The following is a 17,582-nucleotide window of genomic DNA, read 5'->3' on the forward strand; positions in this document are numbered from 1 at the left end:
CATGCCGCGGTGAATACGTTCCCGGGCCTTGTACACACCGCCCGTCACACCACGAGAGTTTGTAACACCCGAAGCCGGTGGGGTAACCCTTTTGGGAGCCAGCCGTCGAAGGTGGGACAGATGATTGGGGTGAAGTCGTAACAAGGTAGCCGTATCGGAAGGTGCGGCTGGATCACCTCCTTTCTAAGGATTATTAACGGAATGGTTGACCTTCCGAGGTCAAACCAACATTAACGTTTTGTGTTCAGTTTTGAAGATTTATTATGACAACTATATCTAATATAACTTCAAAAGGGGCCTATAGCTCAGCTGGTTAGAGCGCACGCCTGATAAGCGTGAGGTCGATGGTTCGAGTCCATTTAGGCCCACCATATAATTCTCTTTTGGGGCCTTAGCTCAGCTGGGAGAGCGCCTGCCTTGCACGCAGGAGGTCAGCGGTTCGATCCCGCTAGGCTCCACCAAAGATTTAATTAAGAATTCAATTGTGCTCCTGCCGCGAAGAATAAGCAAAGTGGTAACTCAAAGCTATCGTCGCAAATCTGCATGGAGTAATATCACTGATGTTTAATCACGATGTGATTGAAGTCAGCTGATTTGTTCTTTGAAAACTGGATAAAACGACATTGAAAGCAACAAAATTCAAGTAATTGATTGTGTAGTTCTTAAGTCTTTTCTTTTTAAGAAAAGCAGTAACTTTTAATCGAGGGTTTCAAGACATATATGTGGATTGGAAGCCGAACTAGGTTAAGTTATTAAGGGCGCACGGTGGATGCCTTGGCACTAGGAGCCGAAGAAGGACGGCACTAACACCGATATGCTTCGGGGAGCTGTAAGTGAGCTTTGATCCGGAGATTTCCGAATGGGGGAACCCACTGTTCGTAATGGAACAGTATCTTGACGTGAATACATAGCGTCTTGAAGGCAGACCCAGGGAACTGAAACATCTAAGTACCTGGAGGAAGAGAAAGAAATTATTCGATTCCCTGAGTAGCGGCGAGCGAAACGGGAAGAGCCCAAACCAAGAGGCTTGCCTCTTGGGGTTGTAGGACACTCAACATAAGAGTTACAAAGGAATGAGTTAGACGAAGCGACCTGGAAAGGTCCGCCGTAGCGGGTAAAAGCCCCGTAGTCGAAAGTTCATTCTCTCTTGAGTGTATCCTGAGTACGGCGGAACACGTGAAATTCCGTCGGAATCCGGGAGGACCATCTCCCAAGGCTAAATACTACCTAGTGACCGATAGTGAACCAGTACCGTGAGGGAAAGGTGAAAAGCACCCCGGAAGGGGAGTGAAATAGATCCTGAAACCGTGTGCCTACAAGTAGTTAGAGCCCGTTAATGGGTGATAGCGTGCCTTTTGTAGAATGAACCGGCGAGTTACGATTACGTGCAAGGTTAAGCTGAGAAGGCGGAGCCGTAGCGAAAGCGAGTCTGAATAGGGCGAATGAGTACGTGGTCGTAGACCCGAAACCAGGTGATCTACCCATGTCCAGGGTGAAGGTGAGGTAACACTCACTGGAGGCCCGAACCCACGCACGTTGAAAAGTGCGGGGATGAGGTGTGGGTAGCGGAGAAATTCCAATCGAACCTGGAGATAGCTGGTTCTCTCCGAAATAGCTTTAGGGCTAGCCTCGTGATTGAGAATACTGGAGGTAGAGCACTGTTTGGACTAGGGGGGCATCTCGCTTTACCGAATTCAGACAAACTCCGAATGCCAGATATTTATACACGGGAGTCAGACTGCGAGTGATAAGATCCGTAGTCAAAAGGGAAACAGCCCAGACCACCAGCTAAGGTCCCAAAGTAATCGTTAAGTGGAAAAGGATGTGGCGTTGCTTAGACAACCAGGATGTTGGCTTAGAAGCAGCCATCATTTAAAGAGTGCGTAATAGCTCACTGGTCGAGTGACGCTGCGCCGAAAATGTATCGGGGCTAAACGATTCACCGAAGCTGTGGATGGAACATCTTAGATGTTCCGTGGTAGGAGAGCGTTCTAAGTGCGTTGAAGTCAGACCGGAAGGACTGGTGGAGCGCTTAGAAGTGAGAATGCCGGTATGAGTAGCGAAAGATGGGTGAGAATCCCATCCACCGTATGACTAAGGTTTCCTGAGGAAGGCTCGTCCGCTCAGGGTTAGTCGGGACCTAAGTCGAGGCCGATAGGCGTAGACGATGGACAACAGGTTGATATTCCTGTACCACCTCCCCGCCGTTTGAGTAATGGGGGGACGCAGTAGGATAAGATAAGCGTACCGTTGGTTGAGTACGCCCAAGCAGTAAGGCGTGGAAGTAGGCAAATCCGCTTCCTGTAACGTTGAGCTGTGATGGGGAGCTCTTATGAGCGAAGTATCTGATTTCACGCTGCCAAGAAAAGCCTCTAGCGAGGCGGGAGGTGCCCGTACCGCAAACCGACACAGGTAGTCGAGGAGAGAATCCTAAGGTGTGCGAGAGAACTCTCGTTAAGGAACTCGGCAAAATGACCCCGTAACTTCGGGAGAAGGGGTGCTCTCAGCAATGAGAGCCGCAGTGAATAGGCCCAGGCGACTGTTTAGCAAAAACACAGGTCTCTGCAAAACCGTAAGGTGACGTATAGGGGCTGACGCCTGCCCGGTGCTGGAAGGTTAAGAGGAGGGGTTAGCGCAAGCGAAGCTCTGAATTGAAGCCCCAGTAAACGGCGGCCGTAACTATAACGGTCCTAAGGTAGCGAAATTCCTTGTCGGGTAAGTTCCGACCCGCACGAAAGGCGTAACGATCTGGGCACTGTCTCAACGAGAGACTCGGTGAAATTATAGTACCTGTGAAGATGCAGGTTACCCGCGACAGGACGGAAAGACCCCGTGGAGCTTTACTGTAGCCTGATATTGAATTTTGGTACAACTTGTACAGGATAGGTAGGAGCCAGAGAACTCGGAGCGCCAGCTTCGAGGGAGGCGTCGGTGGGATACTACCCTGGTTGTATTGAAATTCTAACCCATGCCCCTTAGCGGGGCAGGAGACAGTGTCAGGTGGACAGTTTGACTGGGGCGGTCGCCTCCTAAAAGGTAACGGAGGCGCCCAAAGGTTCCCTCAGAATGGTTGGAAATCATTCGTAGAGTGTAAAGGCACAAGGGAGCTTGACTGCGAGACCTACAAGTCGAGCAGGGTCGAAAGACGGGCTTAGTGATCCGGTGGTTCCGCATGGAAGGGCCATCGCTCAACGGATAAAAGCTACCCCGGGGATAACAGGCTTATCTCCCCCAAGAGTCCACATCGACGGGGAGGTTTGGCACCTCGATGTCGGCTCATCGCATCCTGGGGCTGTAGTCGGTCCCAAGGGTTGGGCTGTTCGCCCATTAAAGCGGTACGCGAGCTGGGTTCAGAACGTCGTGAGACAGTTCGGTCCCTATCCGTCGTGGGCGTAGGAAATTTGAGAGGAGCTGTCCTTAGTACGAGAGGACCGGGATGGACACACCGCTGGTGTACCAGTTGTCTTGCCAAAGGCATCGCTGGGTAGCTATGTGTGGACGGGATAAGTGCTGAAAGCATCTAAGCATGAAGCCCCCCTCAAGATGAGATTTCCCATTACGCAAGTAAGTAAGATCCCTCAAAGACGATGAGGTAGATAGGTTCGAGGTGGAAGTGTGGTGACACATGGAGCTGACGAATACTAATCGATCGAGGACTTAACCAAAATCTTGAATGCAATCAATGTCTTTATCCAGTTTTGAGAGAACAAGCTTCTTTCAGAAACAAATAGGAACTTCGCCTAAGAGCGCAACGTCCATGTTGCAACGGCGAAGCCAGCACATCCATGTGCAAGTCTAGTGATGATGGCAAAGAGGTCACACCCGTTCCCATACCGAACACGGAAGTTAAGCTCTTTAGCGCCGATGGTAGTTGGGGGCTTCCCCCTGTGAGAGTAGGACGTCGCTAGGCAACTAAACCACTGAGTATTCAGTGGTTTTTTTATATGCAAAAAACCCCCAACTATTATTAAACTGAAGGTTCATCGGTGCGTATAAGAAAAAGAAATACATACAGATGTAAAATCTCGAGAAGTGGGAGGACCAAGGATAACAAGGAATCAAGGAAAACGAAGCGCAATGTACTTTGTACATGAGCATCGGCTCGACGCAGATGACGAAGTTAGCCGCCGTGTCATCGCACTTCGCAGAATGGCGTCGATGGTAGTTGAGGGCACCCCCTGTGAGATTTGTTGGCACTGTTTTACATTGGTCAAATGCAATTGAAGTATTAAATTATGAACAATATGTAGTGGTATATAAAACTGAAAATGTTATTTAAAAAAGGATGCTAGGGCATCTTTTTTATTATGTGAGCAATTAATAATAAAAACTAACATCTCAAATTTTCGAAATCCATTGAAAACTGAAATTTTTAAAGGGAAATATTATTTAATTAAGTTGAATCCGTTTACATGTTAATAAACATTTATATATTTACTAATCAGATTAATTAAATATCCTTCACAGGTAAATACTAAGTGAAGTTACCTAAAGGATGATTTATCAGATTGATACACTAAATAATATATTAAGACATAAATTTAATAGAATTATCCGAATAATCTTTCTTTTAAAGTGTTCTTGACACTTAGATTCCATGTTGTTAATCTTACAATTAATATTCTTTAAGAAAATGGAGGCATTTACGAAATGTGGGAAACGAAATTTGCCAAAGAAGGCTTAACATTTGATGATGTTCTATTAGTACCAGCACATTCAGAAGTATTACCAAAAACGGTTGACTTATCTTCACAATTAACTCCAAAAATCAAACTGAATATCCCAATTATTAGTGCAGGGATGGATACTGTAACTGAATCCAAAATGGCGATTGCTATGGCTCGTCAGGGTGGTATCGGGATTATCCATAAAAATATGAGTATTGAAGAACAAGCTGAAGAAGTTGAAAAAGTTAAGCGCTCTGAGAATGGTGTTATTACAAATCCTTTTTTCTTAACACCAACGCATCAAGTATTTGACGCTGAGCATTTGATGGGTAAATATCGCATTTCGGGTGTCCCAATTGTAAATAATGAGGATGATTTAACATTAGTTGGAATCATTACAAACCGCGACTTACGTTTTATATCTGATTATTCACTAAAAATTGAAGATGTAATGACAAAAGAAGCATTAATAACAGCTCCTGTTGGCACGACTTTAGAGGAAGCTGAAAAAATTCTTCAACAATATAAAATCGAAAAGCTCCCAATCGTTGATGAAAACGGTAGGCTAACTGGGTTAATAACAATTAAGGATATCGAAAAGGTAATTGAATTCCCAAATGCTGCAAAGGACAGTTTAGGACGTTTGCTAGTTGGAGCTGCTGTTGGGGTTTCAAATGATACAATGCAACGTGTATCAATGTTAGTTGAATCACAGGTTGATGTCATCGTAATTGATACAGCTCATGGCCATTCACAAGGTGTAATTGAAACAGTAAAACAAATTCGTGAAGCCTTCCCTGAATTAGAAATTATCGCAGGAAATGTAGCAACTGGAGAAGCTACTCGTGCTTTATATGAAGCAGGAGCAGATGTAGTAAAAGTTGGTATCGGACCTGGTTCAATTTGTACAACTCGTGTAGTTGCTGGTGTTGGTGTACCTCAAATTACTGCAGTTTATGATTGTGCAACAGTTGCAAGAGAAATGGGTAAAACAATCATTGCTGATGGTGGGATTAAATACTCTGGAGATATCGTAAAAGCTTTAGCAGCAGGAGGACATGTCGTAATGCTTGGTTCCTTACTTGCAGGTACTTCAGAATCTCCAGGAGAAACAGAAATTTTCCAAGGTCGACGCTTTAAGGTTTACCGAGGTATGGGTTCATTAGCTGCAATGGAAAAAGGCTCAAAGGATCGTTACTTCCAAGAGGATGCAAAAAAACTTGTTCCAGAAGGAATTGAAGGACGCCTACCTTATAAAGGACCTTTAACAGATACAATTCATCAGTTACTTGGTGGAATTCGAGCAGGTATGGGTTACTGTGGAGCACCAAGCTTAGAATACTTACGTGACAATTCACAATTTATTCGAATGACAGGTGCAGGTCTTCGTGAATCACATCCACATGATGTTCAAATTACAAAAGAAGCGCCTAACTATTCACTATAATATCTAGGAAACCTAAAGCATACTTTTAACGTCAAAATTTGATGTGAGAAGTATGCTTTTTATCTCTTTTTAAAGTAGATAGTAACTCCTAAACATAAGAGTTGATAGGAAAATAGTAGCTTTAAGGATAGTAATTTGTAAAAAAGCCTTAAAATTAAACAAATATAATGAGTAACCATGATTTTCTATTCTAAACGTAATATTTTTCTTGCAAGTTCTATGATAAAATGACGAAAGTATATTAAATAAAATATTGGAGGTATTTTTAGTGAAAACAGTTAAGAAAGCATCTTGGTTTAGCCTGCTGATGATTCCAATTCTGTTAATCAGCACACTTGTTACAGCTACACCAAGCGCGAGTGCAGCAGAATCAGACTTAGGTATAAACGTGGATGCAGCAATTTTAATTGATGCAGATACAGGAAAAATCTTATATGAACAAAATGCAGACACTTCTCTAGGTATTGCAAGTATGACAAAAATGATGTCTGAATATATCCTGTTAGATGCTATTAAAGAAGGTACAATCACTTGGGATCAACAGTACCATGTTACCGACTATACATATAAAATGTCGCAAGACCGTGCATTAAGTAATGTACCTTTACGTGCGGATGGATCATATTCGATTCAAGAGTTATATGAGGCAATGGCTATCTATTCAGCAAATGCTGCAACAGTAGGAATTGCTGAAACAATTGCAGGTTCTGAAAAAGAATTTGTAAAACTTATGAATGAAAAGGCAGAAGAAATCGGTTTAGAGGGTTACAGTTTTGTAAACTCAACTGGTTTAAATAATTCGGATCTTTTTGGAATGCATCCTGAAGGTACTGGTGCTGAAAGTGAAAACGTGATGCCAGCTAGATCAGTGGCAAAACTTGCTTATCATCTATTAAAAGACCATCCAGAAGTATTAGAGACTTCTAGTATTCCTAGGAAGACTTTCCGTGCAGGAACAGATGATGAAATCAAAATGGATAACTGGAACTGGATGTTACCCGGATTAGTAAGTGAATATGAAGGTGTAGATGGTTTAAAAACAGGTTCTACACTGTTAGCAGGTCAATGCTTTACTGGAACTGCTGAACGTAATGGGACACGTTTAATTGCCGTTGTTATGAACGCAAAAGATTCAAATGGAGATAGTGTACGTACTGCACGCTTTGATGCAGCTGCAAAACTATTTGACCATGGTTTTACCCAATTTACAAAGCAAGAAATTGTGCCAGAAAACTTTGTGTTTGAAGGCAAGGAAACTATTCCTGTAACAAAAGGGAAGGAAGACAGTGTAGAAATTGCTGTTAAAGAACCAATCTCTCTAATCGTAAAAACTAGTGAAAAAGATTTATATGTTCCTAAGATAGAGTTAGATAAGAAATCCCTTGAAGCAGAGGTTGAAAAAGATACGGTTGTTGGTAAAGTCGTAATCGAAAAATCAGAAGGCGAAGATTATGGATTTATCGATGGCAAAAGCTTTTCACCTGACGTAGTGACAACAAGCAGTGTAGAGCGTGCTGGATTTGTATCACTGTTCTTCCAAGGAATCGGTAGCTTCTTCGGAAACGTTTGGGATGGTATCACTGGATTCGTCGGTGGATTATTTTAAATAATAAAATAGAAAAAGAGCTGTAGAGCTGTTTTATAAATGAAAATTTATAGAACGGCTCTTTTTTTATTTACCCACAAACATTGCTATGAAACCAGGTATTTAAACAAAAAGAAAGCACTGAATTTAAGGCTGTCACATTCTTTTTTTTCTTGGACAAAACAACCTCGCCCAAGTCTTTCATAAGCTAGTAGGTGAAGGAGCGTGATAAAAAGTGTGCGGCATTACAGGTTGGATTGATTATACACAATCCCTAAAGAATCAAGATGGTATAATTAAGGCTATGACAGAAACGTTAAGTAAGAGGGGTCCAGATGATGGCAATGTTTGGTCTAGCACACATGCTCTATTAGGGCATCGTCGTTTAGCTGTTATCGATTTAATTGGTGGTAAACAGCCAATGACAAAGGTGCACCAAGACAAATCCTATAATATGGTGTATAACGGAGAACTTTATAATACAGAAGAAATTCGCCAGGAGCTTGTAAAGCGTGGCTATAGCTTTTCTACGTCTTCAGATACGGAAGTGTTGCTAGCTTCATTCATCGAGTGGAGAGAGCAATGTGTCGAGTATTTAAATGGAATTTATGCCTTTGCAGTATGGGATGAACAAGAAGAGGCGTTATATGCCTTCCGAGATCGTCTAGGTGTTAAACCATTCTTTTATGCACAAAAAGAGGGCGCACTCCTATTTGGCTCGGAGATCAAGGCAATTCTAGCTAACCCTCAAATGACGCCTCAAATTGACCGTAAAGGGCTTGCTGCTTTGTTAAGTATTGGTCCATCCAGAGTACCAGGAAATGGTGTTTACAAAGGAATCGAAGAGCTTGAGCCAGGAAATGCGATGAAATTTTCTAAAGCTGGCATGAAGAAATGGCGTTACTGGAACGTAAAAAGTCAAAAGCACGAACATTCCTTTGAAGAAACAGTGGAGCAGGTTCGTTACTTAGTAACGGATTCAATTAAACGTCAGCTTGTTTCCGATGTACCACTTTGTACATTTTTATCTGGTGGTCTGGACTCAAGTATCATTACAGCAATCGCAGCTAATACGTACAATCAAGAAGGACGTACTTTGAATACTTATTCTATTGACTATGAGGGCAATGAACAATTCTTTGAAAAGAATGATTTCCAAACTTCTCAGGATAGCTACTGGATTAACAAAATGACAGAGCAATTCAAAACAAATCATTTTGATATTATTCTATCTCAAAAGGATATTGTCGATTATTTAGAAGAATCGATGCTATTACGCGACTTACCAGGGATGGTGGATATTGATAGTTCACTACTGGTTTCTTGTCGTGTCATCAAAGAAGGATATACAGTGGCATTATCAGGTGAATGTGCTGATGAAGTATTTGGTGGCTATCCATGGTTCCATCGAGACTATGAGATTTTCCCATGGATTCGTTCTGCCGACGAGCGTGAAGGCTTCCTAAGAAAAGAATGGCAATCTAAGCTACAATTAAAGGACTTTATGAAAAATGCATTTGAGGAAGCTGTCAAAGATTCACCTAAGCTTGAAGGGGAGGATCCAAAAGCTGCCAAGCAACGCGAGCTATTTTATTTGAATATGCGTTATTTCATGCAAACATTATTGGAGCGAAAAGATCGCATGAGTATGGGAGCAAGTTTGGAGGTTCGCGTACCATTTGCAGACCACCGAATCGTAGAGTACGCCTGGAATATTCCGTGGGAAATGAAAAACGTGGGAAATATGGAGAAGGGTCTTTTACGTAAAGCAGTGGAAGGTCTTTTACCAGAGGAAGTATTATATCGAAAAAAGAATCCATACCCAAAAACCTACCACCCAGATTACACGAATGGTGTAAAGCAATTATTAAGCAGCACACTTCAAAGAAAAGAATCCATCTTGCATGAGCTATTTGAAAAAGAGCAGCTGGAGCAGCTTGTTTCCTCCGGTGGATCTTCCTTTAAAGTTCCGTGGTTTGGACAATTAATGGCAGGTCCTCAGCTTCTTGCTTATTTAGTACAAATTGATCGCTGGTTTGAAAATTACAATATTGAATTACTAGACCATTAAAAAGAAGGGAAGTCTCATCAATCATGAGATTTCCCTTTCTTTTGGTTTCTTTTTACAGACCAACAGCGCATTAGCTCATGAATTGCTGGCTCGATATCATCTAAGGCTATTCCACCAAATCCGAGTAAGAATGTTGGTTGTGCATATTCGATGGGCTTTAGTAAATAATCAGATACAGGATACACCGCTATACCATTTTCATTGGCTAATTTTTTTAACTCCTGCTCTGAATGGTGATTGATAGGTACAGAGATTAAAATATGCATCCCGGCATGATCTCCCGTAATAGCGATGGCAGGGTAAGAGTTTGTTAATGTATTTGTTAGCTTATCATGCTTTTTGCGATAAATTTTACGCATACGATTTAAATGCTTAGAGAAGTGACCATCCTTCATAAAGTTTGCCAGGATATGCTGGTCAAATCTCGGAACCGTAGCAGAATAATAGCTAAAAATTTCTTGATAGTTTTGCAATAGTGAAGGTGGCAAAACAAAATAGGCGACACGTAGAGAAGGCATTAAAGATTTCGTAAATGTACTTAAATAAATGACCTTTTCGTTCTGATCCATCCCTTGCAAGGCTGGAATGGGCTTACCAATATATCGAAATTCACTATCATAGTCATCCTCTATAATATAACGGTTTTCCGCTTTGGATGCCCAATTCAATAACTGTGTTCTTCTGGCAGCAGATAGGACAGCCCCAGTAGGGAACTGATGGGAAGGGGTAATATAAACAATATTTGCGTCGGTTTGCTCTAATTCATCAACGATTAGCCCGTCCTCATCGACACCAACTGGAAGCGCCTTGTTTGCTAAATGTATTCTAGGAATGGCAGAGTACCCCGGATTTTCGAGGGCAATTTTTGAATTCATTTCGATTAACCGTAAAATCATCGGCAGTAGCTGCTCTGTACCTGATCCAATAACAATTTGTTCAGGGTTACATATAATCCCTCGTGATTGATACAAATAATTAGCAATTTCTACCCGAAGTTCATATTCTCCCTGAGCTTCACCAACCTGGAGATATTCCTTCGAGGGATAATCAAAAAGATCCTTTGCATATTTTCTCCATATAGCAAACGGGAAGGATTCTGTATCAATTTTTCCGGGGTGAAAATTATATTTAAATGGTTCAGATAAATTAGAGCGGACTTTAACTTGGCTTTTTACCTGTTTGCTTTCAATAAAGGGGAGTTCATCAATTTCCTCCACAAAGAAGCCTATACGAGGTTTCGAAGCAATATAGCCCTCTGCAAGTAACTGTCCATAAGCAATCTCAACGGTTGTTTGGCTAATATTTAAAAAATCAGCAAGCTTCCGTTTTGACGGCAATTTTGTTCCGACTTCAAGTTGTTTTGTAATAATGGCATCTTTCATTCCGATATAGAGCTGCTCATATAAAGGTTTTTTACTATTTTTTTCTAGCTTGAAGATTAGCATGTCCATAGGCTTTCCTCCTAGGTGACCATAAAGGTTTTTAGAAAATTGACTCTTTTTATATGGTCAACTTTTATTATACTTTATTACATCAAAGTAGTGGAGGGAAAATTTGACATGAAACTTTTAGGGACAGAAAGAGTAAAACGTGGTATGGCAGAAATGCAAAAAGGTGGCGTTATTATGGATGTCATTAATGCAGAGCAAGCGAAAATTGCGGAAGCCTCAGGGGCAGTTGCAGTAATGGCATTAGAGCGTGTTCCGTCAGACATTCGTAAAGCTGGTGGTGTCGCACGAATGGCGGATCCAAGAATCGTGGAAGAGGTCATGAATGCAGTTTCGATTCCGGTAATGGCAAAGGCACGTATTGGTCATATTGTCGAAGCGCGTGTATTAGAAGCTATGGGTGTAGATTATATCGATGAAAGTGAAGTATTAACACCAGCGGATGAGGAATACCATTTACTAAAAAGCGACTATACTGTCCCATTTGTGTGTGGGTGTCGAGATCTTGGAGAAGCTGCTCGTCGTATTGGAGAGGGTGCTTCCATGCTTCGTACAAAGGGTGAGCCTGGGACAGGAAATATCGTTGAAGCCGTACGTCATATTCGAAAAGTAAATGCACAGGTTCGTCGAGTTGTCGGGATGAATGAGGATGAGCTAATGACCGAGGCCAAAATTTTAGGCGCACCTTATGAGCTATTAGTGGAGATTAAACGATTAGGCAGACTTCCAGTTGTGAACTTCGCTGCTGGAGGAGTGGCAACACCAGCTGATGCTGCATTAATGATGGAATTAGGAGCAGATGGGGTATTTGTTGGTTCAGGTATCTTTAAATCCGAAAATCCTGAGAAATTTGCTCGTGCTATTGTGGAGGCAACCACGCATTTCAAGGATTACCAGTTGATTGCCGACATTTCAAAGGAGCTTGGAAGCCCAATGAAGGGCATTGAAATCTCTACACTTTTAGATAGTGAACGCATGCAGGAACGAGGTTGGTAGCATGAAAATCGGCGTTCTTGCTTTACAGGGAGCTGTTAGAGAGCATATTCAGCAGATCCAATCACTCGGATGCGAGGCTGTTGAAGTAAAGACCTTAGTGGATTTAACTGATCTAAATGGGCTTGTATTACCTGGTGGAGAAAGTACAGCTATACGTAAGCTATTGGACCGTCATCAACTAATGGAGCCAATTCGCTCGCTAGCAAGGCAAGGTATGCCAATGTTTGGAACCTGTGCAGGACTGATTTTGCTAGCTAAAGAAATAGTGGACTATGAAGAGGCCCATCTTAGCTTGATGAATGTTGTCGTCGAAAGGAACTCCTTTGGCAGACAGGTTGATAGCTTTGAGGCAAAACTTGAGGTAAAGCAAATTGGTGCTGACATTCCGGCGGTATTTATAAGAGCTCCACATATAGCTTCAGTTGGCCCGAATGTAGAAATATTAGCTGAATATAATGGACGAATAGTTTTAGCAAAAGAAGGGCAATACTTAGGATGTTCTTTTCATCCGGAGTTAACTGACGATACACGACTGTTGAAATTTTTTATGGAAATGGTGGAAGATTTTCATCAGTCTTCTCTTGCAAATTCGAACAGCATATAGTACATTATGGTTAATTTAATTCGCATAGGCGAATAGCATATTGATAACATCGATGATAGGAAGTAGTAGCAAGCACGTTTTTTTTAGAGAGTCAGCGGTTGGTGGAAGCTGGTAAAAGCACTTGTGAATCCGTCCTTGAGTTGCTTAAGCTGAATTTATAGTAGGCTTTTGCCGGTTGAAAAGCCGTTATGAGATAAGTGGATTAGAACTTTTTCTAATCAATTAGGGTGGCAACGCGGGTAGCTCTCGTCCCTTCATGGGGATGAGGGCTTTTTTGTGTTCTCTTTCTCTAGTACGGTGAAGTGAATGGAGTAATGTAATCAATAAAATAACTAAAATGGAGGAATCAACATGTTAGATATCAAACGTGTCCGAGACAATTATGAGGAAGTGAAAAAGGTTCTTCTAACTCGTAATGAAGATTTAGGGAATATAGATGAGTTTGAAGGATTAGATGCAAAGCGCCGTGAATTAATTGCAAAAACAGAAGTGTTAAAAGCTGAAAGAAATAAAGTATCAGAGCAAATCTCTGTCATGAAGCGCAACAAAGAAAATGCAGATGACGTTATTGCACGTATGCGTGAAGTGGGAGACGAAATTAAGCAATTAGATAATGAGCTTCGTGAAGTAGAAGACAAATTCGACTACATGATGATGCGTTTGCCGAACATCCCACATGAAACTGTACCAGTTGGTGAAACAGAGGATGACAATGTTGAAGTACTTGCATGGGGTGAGCAGCCAAGCTTTGACTTTGAAGCAAAGGCACACTGGGACCTTGCAACAGATTTACAAATTGTCGATTTTGAACGTGCAGGGAAAGTAACAGGTAGTCGTTTCGTATTCTACCGTGGCTTAGGAGCTCGTCTAGAGCGTGCTTTAATGAGCTTTATGATGGATTTACATGCAGAAGAGCATGGCTATGAAGAAATGCTGCCACCAGTAATTGTAAACCGTGATAGCCTAACAGGTACAGGTCAATTACCGAAATTTGAAGAGGATGTATTCAAATTAGTGGATACAGATTACTTCATGATTCCAACAGCAGAAGTGCCTGTAACAAACTTCTACCGTGATGAAATTATTGACGGTGAAATTTTACCGAAAGGCTTTGTTGCATATAGCGCTTCATTCCGTTCAGAAGCAGGCTCTGCAGGTCGCGATACGCGCGGTTTAATTCGCCAGCATCAGTTCAATAAAGTGGAATTAGTACGCTTTGTAAAACCAGAGGAATCTTATAATGAATTAGAAAAATTAACAGGTCATGCTGAAAAAGTACTTCAATTATTAGGCTTACCATACCGTAAATTATTAATGAACACATCTGATCTTGGCTTTACAGCTGCAAAAAAATACGATTTAGAAGTATGGATGCCAACGCAAAACATGTACCGTGAAATCTCTTCTTGCTCAAACTTTGAAGATTTCCAAGCGCGCCGTGCAAACATCCGTTTCCGCCGTGAACAAGGTGCAAAACCAGAATACGTACACACACTAAACGGCTCAGGCCTAGCAATCGGCCGTACAGTAGCAGCTCTTTTAGAAAACTATCAGCAAGCCGACGGATCAGTAGTAATACCTGAAGTATTAAGACCATACATGGGTGGAAAAGAAGTCATCGCTCCAAAATAAAGAAATGGGGACAGCATCTAATTAATGCTGTCCCTTTTTTCATCTATAAGAATAACAATCCAATACTAATAATGACGCCTGTAAAAATGAGTACAAACAAACAGAACCCCATAATATCCTTTGCCTTAAGTCCAGCTATTGCTAATGCTGGTAATGCCCAAAATGGCTGAATCATATTTGTCCAAGCATCTCCCCAAGCAATCGCCATCGCTGTTTTTGCATAATCCGCTCCAATCGATTGGGCGGCCTCTAATAGAATTGGTGCCTGTACTGCCCACTGCCCACCACCAGAAGGAACGAAGAAATTCACTAGACCTGCAGAATAGAAGGCAAATAAATAGAAGGTAAAGCCATTCGAAATACTAATAAACCATTCCGAGAAAACCATAGCTAAGCCAGATACAGTCATCATCCCCATGATTCCTGCATAAAACGGGAACTGGAACACGATTCCGGATGTCGTTTTGATTGCATTTTGAGCTGCAGCTATGAAACGCTGTGGCGTACCATGAAAAATAATTCCAAGAATAATGAAAATGGTATTAACAATATTTAAATCCAAAACAAATCCTTTTGTTATAAAATGATGAACCAAATAGGAAAGGCCAATAAGTCCAATTAAAACTGTTAACAACGTACTTCTTTCCGTCCAAGAGGCAAATGTTTTTTCGGCAAGAGGGAACTTTTGCTCTTCTTCAACTAACAACGCTGGATCTACTTCAACCACATCCTGCTCTTTCGGCATCATCCAACGATTGAAGAAAGGTAATGTAAAGCAAATTACTAATACAATAAATAAATTGTAAGACGTAAAGATTGTATCCGATGTTGGTATAACACCGATTAAATCCGCAAATGGATGGCCTTCAGTTGCAACTGATAGAGGGATGGAACCAGCCAACCCACCATGCCAAATGATAAAGCCGGAATAAGCACTTGCAATCAATAATCGATAATCAACCTTCTTCACATGACGAGCAATTTCCTTTGCGAATAAGGCGCCAATTACTAACCCAAAGCCCCAATTAATCCAACAAGCTAATAATGAAATGAAAGTAACAATAATGATTGCACTAGAAGGCTTCTTAATCTTGCTAGCAATTGAGGATAAGCCTTTCTTAAAGACAGGGCTATTAGCTAACACGTGCCCAGCAGCTAATACAATAACCATTTGCATTGTAAAAGACAGTAATCCCCAGAAGCCATCTCCCCAGTAAACAACCATATCTAATGGTGAGCTTGGCGTCAGTATAACTCCGAGCAGGAAAACAAGGACCGTTAAAATTGCTACAAATATATACGGGTCTGGTAAATATTTTTCCATAAGCGTGTTTGATATCCTTGTTAACGTTTTCATTTTACAGCCTCTCCTTTCATATACGAGAAAAGTATTTTTCGTTGCATAATATGTAAGGAAGAAGATTATTATTTCGATAACCATGAAAAATTAGCTAGTGAAAAATAAATAGAAAGGAAATAAAAATAGTAGGATTTTATTGTGGTAAAGTGTGAAATTCTATCATCAAATATTGTAAAATGAAAATAATGAATATTTAAATTGTGAAAAAGTTTACTAGAAGGGGATATAAGAATGGAACATTTAATTTATAAAAACTTGAAGAAAATTGAGCTTTCTGGTATTCGAAAGTTTACGAACATGCTAGTGGATTACCCTAATGCTATTAATTTAACAATCGGCCAGCCTGATTTTCCAACACCAGCTCATGTAAAGGAAAAGGCAAAGCTTGCGATTGATCAAAACCATACATCTTATACACCTAATGCCGGGATTGTTGAGCTCCGAAAAGCCATCTCATCCTTTTACGATCATCAATATGATTTATTATATAAACCACAGGATGAAATTATCGTGACACACGGTGCTTCTGGAGCGCTTACTATTGCCTTACGAACAATTTTAGAGGAGGGGTGTGAGGTGATTTTATCTGCCCCGGCATATCCAGGCTATATCCCACTGATTGAGCTTTGTGGAGCGGTGCCAGTTTGTGTAGACACAGTGGCTACAGATTTTGTATTAACTGCCGAATTAATAAAGAAGCATATCACAGATAAAACAAGATGCGTCATTCTACCATCCCCATGTAATCCAGTGGGCACAATTATTAAAGATGAAGAGTTACAAAAAATTGCAGCACTTTTAAAAGACAAAGAGATTTTTGTTATCTCAGATGAAATCTATAGTGAGTTAATATATGAAAATACACACAAATCGATTGCTTCTTACGACAGCATGCGAGATAAAACAATTGTCATCAATGGTGTATCTAAATCCCACTCTATGACAGGTTGGCGAATTGGGTATACACTAGCACCGAGCTATCTTACAAAAGAAATGACAAAGCTAAATGGCTACTATATTAGCTGTGCAACAAGCATCAGTCAGTACGCGGCGCTTGCAGCTTTAACAGATGGCTTAAATGATCCGGTTGAAATGAAGAAGGAATATAAAGTGCGTCGCGATTATGTCTATAATCGTTTAGTGGCAATGGGCTTTGATGTAGTAAAACCAGCAGGAGCCTTTTACATCTTCCCGTCTATTAAAAAGACGAACATGACCTCTTTTGATTTCTGTATCAATCTATTAAAAGAGCAGGAGCTTGCGACAGTTCCAGGAAGTGCCTTCTCAGAATTCGGCGAAGGCTATATTAGATTATCTTTTGCTCAGCCTTTAGAGGTTTTACAAAAGGGCATGGATCGTCTAGAAAAATTTATGGCGAAATTATAATTAAATCTCGAGGGCGGCTAAACGTAAGTAAGGGTTCTCTCTTAAAGATGAAAATAGATTTAAGAAAAGCATGGTGAGTTTTATCCCATGCTTTTTCTATCCTCAAAATCTAATTATCGTGCAGGTATAAGAATACTTAAGCGGAAAATTTTCGGCTAATGTGTTTAGTGAAGGCTTAAGGTGCTGAAATAAGCGGAGATATTTTGGATAACTGCTCTAAATAAGTCAAAATTTCAAGATTTGGACAATATAAAGGGAAATACCTCCTTTATTCTAAGGATAATAAGGTTATTTTTTAATTTAAGCGGAAATACTCCGCTTATTTTTCAATACAGTGCCATGAATATTCTGTTACCTCTACTAAATAGGCTCCGCTTAGAATGGGA

Annotated in this window: 9 protein-coding genes, 2 tRNA genes, 3 rRNA genes and 1 other annotated feature (1 of these 15 only partly in view); of the genes, 12 read left to right on the forward strand and 2 right to left on the reverse strand. The window is 41.0% G+C overall.

Annotation, left to right across the window (positions count from 1 at the left end):
• From LG296_RS00040 to asnB, 8 genes are all read left to right on the forward strand, one after another.
• A 16S ribosomal RNA gene (locus LG296_RS00040) occupies window positions 1-183 on the forward strand; it begins 1,371 nt to the left of the window's first position.
• Window positions 184-294: 111 nt separating this feature from the next.
• A tRNA-Ile gene (locus tag LG296_RS00045) sits at window positions 295-371 on the forward strand.
• Window positions 372-385: 14 nt separating this feature from the next.
• Window positions 386-461, forward strand: a tRNA-Ala gene (locus LG296_RS00050).
• Between the two features lie 281 nt (window positions 462-742).
• Window positions 743-3,665 (forward strand): 23S ribosomal RNA (locus LG296_RS00055).
• A gap of 129 nt (window positions 3,666-3,794) precedes the next feature.
• A 5S ribosomal RNA gene (rrf, locus tag LG296_RS00060) occupies window positions 3,795-3,910 on the forward strand.
• Together the 16S, 23S and 5S rRNA genes with 2 tRNA genes alongside form the textbook arrangement of a ribosomal RNA operon.
• 740 nt (window positions 3,911-4,650) lie before the next feature.
• The gene (gene guaB, locus LG296_RS00065) at window positions 4,651-6,114 is read left to right on the forward strand and encodes an IMP dehydrogenase (RefSeq protein WP_107937535.1); all 1,464 of its coding nucleotides are present in this window, start codon (window positions 4,651-4,653) and stop codon (window positions 6,112-6,114) included.
• 268 nt (window positions 6,115-6,382) lie between these two features.
• The gene (locus LG296_RS00070; protein ID WP_107937533.1) at window positions 6,383-7,720 is read left to right on the forward strand and encodes a D-alanyl-D-alanine carboxypeptidase family protein; all 1,338 of its coding nucleotides are present in this window, start codon (window positions 6,383-6,385) and stop codon (window positions 7,718-7,720) included.
• Between the two features lie 214 nt (window positions 7,721-7,934).
• A complete protein-coding gene (asnB, locus tag LG296_RS00075) occupies window positions 7,935-9,770 on the forward strand; it encodes an asparagine synthase (glutamine-hydrolyzing) (protein WP_107937531.1) in 1,836 nt (611 codons plus the stop codon).
• 17 nt (window positions 9,771-9,787) lie between these two features.
• Here the strand turns inward: asnB and LG296_RS00080 are convergent, their stop codons facing one another.
• Window positions 9,788-11,221, reverse strand: coding sequence for a PLP-dependent aminotransferase family protein (locus LG296_RS00080; protein WP_181418111.1), 1,434 nt, complete (start codon window positions 11,219-11,221; stop codon window positions 9,788-9,790).
• 108 nt (window positions 11,222-11,329) lie between these two features.
• Here LG296_RS00080 and pdxS point away from each other — a divergent pair, with 108 nt between their 5' ends.
• The 3 genes from pdxS to serS all read left to right on the forward strand — a co-directional run bounded on the left by pdxS (window position 11,330) and on the right by serS (window position 14,450).
• Complete coding sequence (pdxS, locus tag LG296_RS00085; RefSeq protein ID WP_107937529.1) at window positions 11,330-12,214, forward strand: pyridoxal 5'-phosphate synthase lyase subunit PdxS; 885 nt, start codon at window positions 11,330-11,332, stop codon at window positions 12,212-12,214.
• 1 nt (window position 12,215) lies between these two features.
• A complete protein-coding gene (pdxT, locus tag LG296_RS00090; RefSeq protein ID WP_107937527.1) occupies window positions 12,216-12,818 on the forward strand; it encodes a pyridoxal 5'-phosphate synthase glutaminase subunit PdxT in 603 nt (200 codons plus the stop codon).
• A gap of 43 nt (window positions 12,819-12,861) precedes the next feature.
• Window positions 12,862-13,075 (forward strand) — a binding site (T-box leader).
• A gap of 94 nt (window positions 13,076-13,169) precedes the next feature.
• Window positions 13,170-14,450, forward strand: a complete 1,281-nt coding sequence (gene serS / locus LG296_RS00095) for a serine--tRNA ligase (RefSeq protein ID WP_107937525.1) — start codon at window positions 13,170-13,172, stop codon at window positions 14,448-14,450.
• A gap of 43 nt (window positions 14,451-14,493) precedes the next feature.
• Here serS and LG296_RS00100 read toward each other — a convergent pair whose 3' ends face one another.
• Window positions 14,494-15,807, reverse strand: a complete 1,314-nt coding sequence (locus LG296_RS00100; protein WP_107937523.1) for a short-chain fatty acid transporter — start codon at window positions 15,805-15,807, stop codon at window positions 14,494-14,496.
• A 234-nt stretch (window positions 15,808-16,041) separates the two neighbouring features.
• Here LG296_RS00100 and LG296_RS00105 point away from each other — a divergent pair, with 234 nt between their 5' ends.
• Entirely contained in the window at window positions 16,042-17,196 is a 1,155-nt protein-coding gene (locus LG296_RS00105; protein ID WP_107937521.1) for an aminotransferase A, read from the forward strand.
• Window positions 17,197-17,582: the final 386 nt, after the last annotated feature.

The organism is Ureibacillus chungkukjangi (genome assembly GCF_044795995.1).
Taxonomy (GTDB): Bacteria; Bacillota; Bacilli; order Bacillales_A; family Planococcaceae; genus Ureibacillus; species Ureibacillus chungkukjangi.